The sequence below is a fragment of the Micromonospora chaiyaphumensis genome (assembly GCF_900091435.1).
GTDB classification, from domain to species: Bacteria; Actinomycetota; Actinomycetes; order Mycobacteriales; family Micromonosporaceae; genus Micromonospora; species Micromonospora chaiyaphumensis.
Genome location: NZ_FMCS01000017.1, coordinates 91,916 through 100,919, shown reverse-complemented (window position 1 = coordinate 100,919; position 9,004 = coordinate 91,916). Strand labels below are relative to the sequence as shown.

5 protein-coding genes are annotated in these 9,004 nt (G+C 72.2%); 1 reads left to right on the top strand and 4 read right to left on the bottom strand.

All coding sequences use genetic code 11. The annotated features are described in order from the left end of the window. The coding region (locus tag GA0070214_RS30835; RefSeq protein WP_139141948.1) for a tetratricopeptide repeat protein at positions 1 to 356 on the top strand (356 nt) is incomplete at its 5' end. A 248-nt stretch (positions 357 to 604) separates the two neighbouring features. Here GA0070214_RS30835 and GA0070214_RS30830 read toward each other — a convergent pair. The 4 genes from GA0070214_RS30830 to GA0070214_RS30815 all read right to left on the bottom strand — a co-directional run bounded on the left by GA0070214_RS30830 (position 605) and on the right by GA0070214_RS30815 (position 8,834). Next, the gene (locus GA0070214_RS30830) at positions 605 to 1,579 is read right to left on the bottom strand and encodes a DUF2637 domain-containing protein (RefSeq protein ID WP_377462393.1); all 975 of its coding nucleotides are present in this window, start codon (positions 1,577 to 1,579) and stop codon (positions 605 to 607) included. Further along, entirely contained in the window at positions 1,576 to 4,548 is a 2,973-nt protein-coding gene (locus tag GA0070214_RS30825; RefSeq protein ID WP_244167925.1) for an AfsR/SARP family transcriptional regulator, read from the bottom strand. Before GA0070214_RS30825 ends, GA0070214_RS30830 begins: the two co-directional genes overlap by 4 nt. Before the next feature lie 271 nt (positions 4,549 to 4,819). Further along, positions 4,820 to 6,868 carry an AfsR/SARP family transcriptional regulator gene (locus GA0070214_RS30820; protein WP_091270044.1) on the bottom strand — a complete coding sequence of 683 codons (2,049 nt, stop codon included), beginning with the start codon at positions 6,866 to 6,868 and terminating at the stop codon, positions 4,820 to 4,822. A 118-nt stretch (positions 6,869 to 6,986) separates the two neighbouring features. Next, positions 6,987 to 8,834: an Hsp70 family protein gene (locus GA0070214_RS30815; protein WP_091270043.1), complete on the bottom strand. Its 1,848-nt coding sequence runs from the start codon at positions 8,832 to 8,834 to the stop codon at positions 6,987 to 6,989. Positions 8,835 to 9,004 lie beyond the last annotated feature (170 nt).

Genomic DNA, 9,004 nt, shown 5'->3' with positions numbered 1-9,004 from the left:
ACCGGGGCGACTACGCCGAGGCCGAACGCCGCTACCAGCAATCGCTGACCATCGACGAGGAGCTGGGCAACCGGGCCGGCACGGCCACCTCAATCAGCCAGCTCGGAACCCTGCGTACCGAAACGGGCGACATCGCCGAGGCAGTAACCTTCCACTGCCAGGCCCTCGCGATACGGCTCGGAATCGGCGTTCCCCAAGCCAGTTTCGATATCGCCCGACTCCGTGACCTCCGCGCGAAACTCGGCGAACACAGATTTTCCGACGTAGTCACCGCCATCCTCGACGAACAATCGTTGCAGGCATTGACCGCTCTACTCGACCAGGTAGAAAGACCAGAACAAGAAGACGCCACATAAACTCCCACAAGCGCGGCAAAATCCAGAAACCGCGCGGGCTGGGTACTGATCTGCCGCTCTCCGGGCGCCAGCTCACGTCCACCGATTACTCATCGTGAGTAGCGGACGTGGGGCCGGCCGCCGTCGCAGCGTCCCGAATGCTTCGCGCCCCGACCTTGCACGTCTGGCCTACCCGACTCTGCACCGGAACCCGTACGCCGACATCTCTTCCCCCGGAGTTCCGTGGGTCGTGGAAGCGGTCGCGGTTGCTAGGTGCGGGCCCCTTCGGTGAGCTCACCGGCGTGGTTCGCGTTGGCTGCCGGTGGTGTCTGCGGACGTGGCGGCCAGTAGCGGCGCACGGTGCGTTCCGAGCGTCCGATACGCGCCGCGATCTCGGCCGGATGCAGGTGGGGCTCCCGCCGGTGCCAGTGGGCAACGGCGGCGGCCGTCTCCGACGGCACCAGCTGGTCGCCGTTCACCGCCGGCTCGCCGTTCGCGGTGCTGGTGGCGGGCGGCTGCTGCGCCGGCGCGTTGGCCGAGGGTGGCTTGGCGACGTCGACCAGGTGGCGCCTCGGCCGGCGCTCACCGTCGCCGGCGTCATGTTGTGGGCGACGCTGCGGCGGGTCAGGGCACGGGACCGGATCGGCTAATGCCCTCGCGCCGGATGACGGGTCTGCAGTGCCCTCGTCTCGGCGGCCCGCTGACGCGGCGTGCGGCATGCGTGTGGTGGACGCAGGGCTGGGTGGGGCGGCCACAGGGGGCTGGGGGTGCTGTTCGGGTTGTCCCGCGCGGATCCGGGCGGTGAGCTCGACGAGGCTGACGCTGGCGACGATGACCAGGCCGTCAACGGAGATGGGCAGCAGGTAGGCGGCCCCTGCGCCGGCCTCGCCGTAGCGGGCGGCGACCCCGACGAGGTGCCAGTACGAGACCCAGGTGGCGATGGCGGCGATAACGCTGGTGGCGGCGATGCGGATGATGCCGAGGGAGCGGCGGTGGTGCGGGACGCGGGAGATCAGCTCGACGGTGAGCAGCAGCGCCAGCGGCGGCCACGCGGCGATGATCTGGCTGATCGGGTTCGGTCGGGCGTGCAGCACGTTCGCGGCGACCGATGCGGCGACTCCGAGGGTGAGGGTTGCCCGTACTGCCCATCGCAGCCGCTTCAGGTGCACCACAGCCACATCAGTCGCGGCCTCGCTTGTCGAGTTGTCCGCGGTATGGGTGGTGGGGCTGGTCAGCGGGCTCACGAGCGTGCTCCCTGCGCTGCGGCCCGACCTTCTCGGCCGGCGGGGCGCAGCTTGGTGATGAGTTGGTCGGCCAGTGTGAGGGTGTCGTCGCTGGGCTCGGCGTCGATTTCGGCGAGCTGCCGTGTCACGGTTCGGCGTAGGGCCCGCACGCCGTCGATGTCGCCGAGGTGCGCGCGGGCGCGCATGGCGACCTGGTACAGCTGCTCGGCGTAGGGGTGCTGGCCGATGGCGGCGTCGACGACGGCTAGCTGCTCGGCTGGTTGGCCGTCGAGTTCCTCGGTGAGGGCGACGGCCGCGTCGAGGGCTTGTTGCCGCACGGCTTCCCGGTGGGGCTCGATCCACTCGTAGTCGCAGCCGTCGGCGAGTGGTGCGCGGTAGGTGTCGACGGCGCGGCGCAGCGCCGCGATGCGTTCGGCTTTGCTGGTGGCGGTGTTGGCGGCGCGGAGGGCGGCGCGCATCCGCCACAGGTCCACGTCGAGACGGTCGGGGTTGAGCTCGTAGCGGTGGCGGGGGTGGGTGAGGTAGGTGCCGGGTCCGCCGTGGTGGCGCAGGACGCTGCGCAGGTCGGAGACGTAGGTGTGCAGCCGGTGGGTGGCTTTGCTTGCGGGTGCGTCGGGCAGCAGGTCGTCGAGGATCGCTTCGGTGGTGGCGGTGCCGTCGCGTGCGGCCAGGTATACGAGCAGTTCGAGGGATTTGGCGCGCAGGCTGCGCTGCGGGTTCGCGTGGGCGAGGGCGGGAGCACCGAGCACGGTGACAGCGACCGTGGTGACGGTGCCGGTTTCGGGGGCTGGTGGGGTGGAGCTGGTCGCCGGCGTGCTGGTGGCGAGGGGTTGGTCGAGGGCGTCAGCGTGGCCCGTGTCGAGCGCCTGGATCTCGTGGTGAGCGCCGTGTAGGGGTGTGTTGGCCGGCGTCGTTGCTAGCTGATGTTGGTGCGCCGGCGCTGTTCGCGGGTCGGGCTGTGCGCCTGTGCGCGGTGTAGTGGGCGTGGGCTCGGTGGGGGCTGGGGAGGGGGCCTCGCCGGTGTGGGCCTCGGCCAGCACGGCGAGCAGATCGAGGGTCTCGGTGGGTTCGAGGACGGTGAGCCGGCCGATGTCGGCGCGGTGGGAGGCGTGGTCGGGGTCGGCGGGTGTGGTGGTGCCGTCCTCGTTGACGGTGACGGTGGTGCCGTCGGACCAGGGGCCGAGGAGCACGCCGTGGATGTCCAGGCGTTGCCCTTGGGTGAGGAGGGCGGCGACGCGGGGGTGCTCGCGCCGGTCCGGGGGGTGGGTGAGGAGCATGACCGGTGGGAGGGGTTCTTCGTAGGGGTCCGCGCGTAGGTCGGCGACGGTGGCGGTCTCGTGTTGGTCGAGCAGTCGGGTGCGGTGCAGCGCCAGGGCTTCGAGGAGGTCCAGCGCGTCGTCGAGGGTGGGGGTGATCCTCAGCCGGGGTGTGCGGGGCACGGTGCCTGTGGTGGCGCCGAGCAGGGTCGCCGCAGTCGCTGCCGGTATCACGACGTGGGTGCGCGCGTGGGGATGTTCGTCGGTGTCGGTGGCGAGGGCGGCGGTGAGGAAGCCTCGGGCGGCGGCGTCTGCGCCGGGTCCGGTCAGGCCCAGTCCGGCGGGAGGCCATACCGTCAGCGGCGCAGGCGCCGGCATGACCGGGTCGAAGCCGTGGCTGCTGCTGGTCAGTGCGGAGGTGGCGTGTGAGGCGGTGGCCGAAGGATCGCGTGACGTCGCTTGTTGACTGCTCGAATTGGTCTTGCCCAGGGTGCTGGTGCCGTCGGGATCGCCGACTGCAGCGTCCGCCGGCTCGTTGTGTTGGCCCGTTTCGCCCGGCATGGTGGCGGTTTGGCGCAGCGCGCGGCGGATCTGCCCAATCAGCCGGGGCAAGGGGGCGAGAGTTTGCGTTTCCCAGCGCGGCGTGGTGGAGGGCTTGCCCGCGGTGTAGCGGCGCTGGCGGTGCGCCCAGACGAGGGCGGCGGCGGTGGTGATGGCCAGGGCGAGGCCCAGGCTTATCCAGCTGCCGCTGGGCAGCACCACGCCCCGGTCGGGGCTGCTGGGGCGGGGTCCACGGTCCGCGGTCGGTCCGGAGGTAGGCGTGCTCGTGGTGTTGTCTGCGCTGGCGCAGGTGCCGGCGGTGGTGGGTGTCGGCGCGTGGCTCGGCTCGATTGTGGGATTGGTTGCCGTGGGTGGTGCCGGGTGCGGTGTCGAGGGCGGCGCGGTGGTTGTCGGGGCGGGGGCAGGGGTGGCGAGGTCCGGTTCATCCGGGGCCGGCGGTGGCGATTCGGTGCGGGGTCGGTTCGTTTTGGTCGGTGGGGTGGCGCCGTCGGGCAGGGTGAGGGTCCAGCCGGGGTAGATGACGTTCGGGTTGCGCAGGGTGCCGCCGGTGTGGGTGAAGTGGGTGCCGCGGTTGAGGGCGAAGATTTCGGGCCAGCGGTCGGCGTCGCCGAGCCGCTCAGCGGCGATCTTGGAGAGGGTGTCCCCTCGCCTGACGGTGTGGGTGGAGGTACGGTCGGCCGGCATGAGAATCAGCTGTTGACTGCTGCTCACCTGGCGGGTCGCTGGGGCGGTGGTCGAAGCTTGCGGAGTCTGCGCGTCGCTGTCGTGCGTGGTTCCGGTTGCGGGGGCGGGGTGGGCGGGGGTGCCCGCGGTGGCGGTGGTGACGGCGGTGGCGCCGAGCAGTGCGGCGGTGAGGCCTTGGACGGGGCCGGGTAGGTGTAGTGCGGGCAGCCAGCGCAGGCGGCGAGCCAGCGTCGTGTAGGCGCGGGTCAGGACGGTGGTTGCCAGGAGCAGCCACAGCATCACGGCGCCTGCTTCGGCCAGGAGGATGACGAAGTCGGTCGTCAACGGTTGGTGAATCCACTGCCGGAGCGCCGCCGGCGACGGTAGCCGAGGATGCCACACGCCGCTTGCGATGAGGATCGCGGCAACGACAAGGGTGGACATGATGGATGTGGCGGCGGCCGCGGCGTTCGCTGCTCTGGACCTCACCTGACCTCCTCGCGTCGCTGGCTGCCACGCCGCCGCTTGCCCCGGATGCAGCGGCGAGCGCGCCGCGAACGAGGGCTGCGGATGGCGGTGGGCTGGGAATGATCTGACGCTATGGCCGTGGCGATGGCGGTGCACCGGTGCGACGGCTGACAGCGCCTTACAAAACCTCACACGCCCTTACAACCGCAGGTCAACCAGTCACGGCCCCTGCAAACGGTCGCGCCGCAACGGGTGGCTCGCGCTGCCGCGCTTCGACGTTCGGAGGGGTTCGCTAGTCGCCGGCGGAGGCGTTGCTGTGTTCGCGGGGCTGGCCGAGGGTGTCGCTGGGGTGCAGCCCGGCGATGCTGAGCCGGTGACGGTGGGCGTCGCGCAGCCGTTGTGCGGCGGCGTGGTCTCCCAGCGTGGTGAGGATGTCGATGGCCCGCTGGTGGAGGTTCTCGTTGTAGGGGTCGACGCGGATCCCGGCCTGCAGGAACTCCACGGCGCGGCGGGGATCGTGTTGGGTCGACGCGGCGGCGGCGTAGGCGTCGAGGACGAGCCGGCGGGCGCCTTCCCGGGGCTGGTCGATCCAGGGCCAGGTGTGGCCGGCGGCGAGGTCGCCGGTGTAGGCGTCGATCACGGCCTGCCACGCGCGGGCGGGGTCGGTGAGGGTGGTGGCGGCGTGGTGGGCGGCGGTGTGCAGCCGCCACAGGTCGACCTCAAGGTGCTCACTGCGCAGGCGATAGCGGTCGTCGGTGTGGTCGATGATCGAGAGATCCGAGGCGGCGCGGATGGCGGCGCGTAGCACGCTGAGGGTGGTGTAGAGGCGGTTGGTGACGGTGTGGGCGGCCAGGCCGGGCCAGATTGCCTGCACGAGTTGTGCGGTGGTGGCGCCGTGGCGGTGGACGGCGAGGAAGGTCAGGATCTGCACGGCGGCGCTGCGGCGGATGGTCACGGCCCGGCCGTCGATGAGCAGCGTGGGCTGGCCGAGGACCCGCAGCTCGACCGGCGGCTGCGCGGCAACGGGCGGGGTGGGCTGGGGCGTGCGGTCCTCGCCGGCTTGGCGGGGAATCCGGACCTCGGGCGGCTGACGTCGCTGTTCGGGAACGGCTGTGCGAGGGGCGGTGCCTGCGTGCGGTGCGCGGCTTGGTGTGGGCGGGGCGATGACGGTGAGCAGGTCCATCGCGGCAACCCGGTCCAGGACGCACAGCCGGGGCCCCGCCTGACCCGGCAGCCGCGCATTCACGGTCCGGCCGTGCTGGTCGACGCTCCACGTGGCGCCGAGCGGCCATGCGCCGAGGACGACCGCGGTTGCTCGGCCGGCGCCGAGCAGGGCCGCCAACCGGTCGGCGGCAGGCCCCGGCGGCGGCTCGGTGATCAGCACCAGCCGCGAAGCCTCCTCGTGCGTCGGCGGCGACGGGCCAGCCGTGTCAGGTGTGGGCGACGCGAGGGAGTCGATCAGCTCAACGGCGTGGGCCGCCGTCTCGGTGACCCGGAGGGCGGGGATGCCGTCGCAGACTGCGGTGGCGGCCGGCGCAAGCAGCGTGGTCAGGGCGGACCGGGTGATGACCACGCGGATGGCGTCGGGCGGATCGCGCAACGCCGCAAGCAGCGCGGTGACCAGCACTCCCCTGGCGGCGTCGGCCGCACCGCCGCCGCCGAAGGCGACGCCCGTCGCAGGTAACGCGGCGATTGACGGCGGCGCGGTAGCCCGGGGCTGCTCGTCGGGCGACCGTTCGCTGGAGTCCTGGTCGGGGACGCAGACGGCTGCCTGGACGGCGGTGACGGCGGCCGGCAGCGGTGCCAGGTCCGGGTCGTCCTGGTCCGGAGACTCCCGCAGGCCGGGCTGGTAGCTGCGTCGGCGCCTCAGCCACACAAGTGTGGCCGCGGCGGCCACCTGGTCGGCCGTCTTCTGGGGCAGCCAGCCGCCCGGGATGGTGACGCCCTCCCCCGCGTGGACCTCGGGTGCCGGGTGCGCGTCAACAGCGTCGTGGTGGAGTGTGCCGGCGGAGACAGCGATGGGCTGGACGGGCGGGGCCGTCGCGGTGGTGTTGGCCGCGGCGGTCAGGGCGGCGGCGCCGGCCATGCCGGTGGCGGTGGCTTGCAGGGGTGTCGGCAGCGGCAGGCGCCGCAGCCAGCGGGCGCCGGCACGCAGACGCCGTGCGGCGGTGACGATGACCGCGTATGCCACGAGCAGCCAGAGCAGCCATGCGAAGACCGTCAGCCCGGCGGTCAGCGTCTGGGTGGTGAGGGGTTGCGCGGCCCAGAGGCGGAGCTGCTGCAGGGTTGGCCAGCTGTGCAGCGGCGGGCCGACGAACCTCGCCAGCAGCCACGGCGGCATACCCAGAAGAAGCAGAGCGAAGGCAAGGGATGTGACCCTTCGCGGCCACCTCACCTCACCCACCTCCTGCAGGAGCTGACCTCTGCTGGGCGCGGTTGTCCGCGCCTCGGCCCGCCGCTCATCGAGCTGCGGGCGTCGCGGGGCGAAGGAGGCGGGTCCACAGCTGGCGCAGCCACCATGCGGCCACGGCGATCGCGTAGATCGCCCCGAGGATTCCGGAGGCGGGCCAGCCGACCAGCGCGGCGGTGATGACGGCGAGGGGTGCGCCGAGGATCAGCCGCAGGATGGGCTGGGAGACGACGGCCATGACGGTTCCGACACCGAGGAGCAGGCCGCCGAGGCGACTGGCGAGGTCGATCCACAGGACCATGTGGGGCCAGCGGTCCGCGGTCAGGGAGTACTGGATGAGCATCATCCCCAGCCCGGCGGTGACCACGGAGCCGGTCGGGAACGCCAGTAGCTGCGACCAGCCGCCTTGGGGGATGCGCCACTGTCGGGCGGCGACGAGGGCCATTACCGCGGCCGCGGCAACGATCGGGGCGATCGGCAGCAGCGCCCAGCGCAGGAATCCGCCTGCGGGGTCGCCGATGTAGAGGCTACCGACGACGGCGTACATGCCGCTGACCGCGACGCCGAGGGACGCCGACGCCAGGATGCCCGTGCCGGTCTGGGAGCCAGGGCTCACCGCCGGGCTGGTGCGGGCGGCGATCGTGGAGGCGAGGACGGTACCGGCGCCGAGGCTGGCGATCACCGCGAACACGGCGGCCACGGCCAGTTCACCCCAGTTCAGCAGCGCCCACTTGTAGAGGTAGCTTCCGTTCCATTCGGGAGTCAGCAGGAACTGGGAGATCAGGCCGAGCGACATAAAGCCGGGTACCGCGATCGCAGCGGCCCGTCGCAGGGGTGGCACCGGCTCCTCCGCCGGCAGCTCTGCGGCTGCTGTGGCGTCGGCGGCGCCTGCGTCGGCGGCTCCCCGGACGGCCGCCGTGGCGGGGTCCGCCACCACCGTCGGGGTGACACCGACGGTCTCGGTGAGGACCTTCTCCAGCAGGTGCATCCGGGCGACACCGCCGACGCAGTAGACACCGGCAAGGTCGTTGACCGCGATCTCGGCGGCGGCGATCGCCTCGATCGCCAGCTGAGCGACGCGCTGCAGGACAGGATGAGCGGCTTGCTCGAGGAGGTCGGTGTTGAGCACCGCGGCCTGGCCCTGGGGCAGCGGCACCGTCACCGCGACACGGTCGGCCAGGGCATGCTTCGCGGCGCCGACGCTGGCCAGCAGGGCCCACCGCTGCCCGTCGCCACCTGCCGGGCTGGTGTCGGCGAACATGGCGGTGAGGGTTTCGTCGATCGCTGTCCCACCCGCGCTGGCGTCGGCGAGGGTAGCGAGGACCTCGAACCCAGCCGGCCCGCGCCGCAGGACGCTGACCTCGGCGCCGGCGCCGACGTCGCACACCACGATGTACGACCCCACCGGCAGCTGGACCCCGGTCGCCAGCAAATGTCCGGCAACGGCCACGGGGGCTTCGATCAGGCGGGGTTGGGGCAGGCCCGCCCGGTGCGCGGCGTGGCGCATCCACGTCCGCCGCCGCGGCCCCCAGCCGGCCGGCACCACCAGCCGCACGTCCTCCACCACCGACCCGACTGCCCGCTGCGCCTCGGCGGCGACCCGACGTAGCGTCGCGGCGACCAGGTCCAAGGTGTCGACATCCGCGCCGGCAACGGCGAGCTGCTGCTCGGGTGACCGCCGTGGGGCAGGGATGAACCGCTGCGGATCCGCGGCGGCGGCCTGCCATGCCTGGTGGCCGGTCAGCACGTCGCCGTCCCCGCCGACCAGCACGGCACTCGGCAGGGCTGGTTCACCGTCAAACATCAGCGGCAGCCACGTGCCGTCCGGCCACGCCAGCACCGCCACAGTGCTGGCGCTACCGCAGTCGACCGCCAGGCGCGCCTCCCCCGTACCCATAGACGTCAGTCAAACATGAGGATCACATTCACGTCACCCGCGAACTACTCACAGCCATCAAACCGGGGGCCCATGGGCGGACCGCCGGAAGCCGCCAGCGTAGATGCACAGCGGCCGACCGAGCCTGACCCGAACAATGCGGGGCCGCCCACGACTTGACCCGATAGCCC

Bases quoted from the DNA above. Each gene is read 5' to 3' on its own strand.
- GA0070214_RS30820 (WP_091270044.1), bottom strand. From the start codon at position 6,868: ATGCCGCCGTGGCTGCTGGCGAGGTTCGTCGGCCCGCCGCTGCACAGC.
- GA0070214_RS30815 (WP_091270043.1), bottom strand. From the start codon at position 8,834: ATGGGTACGGGGGAGGCGCGCCTGGCGGTCGACTGCGGTAGCGCCAGC.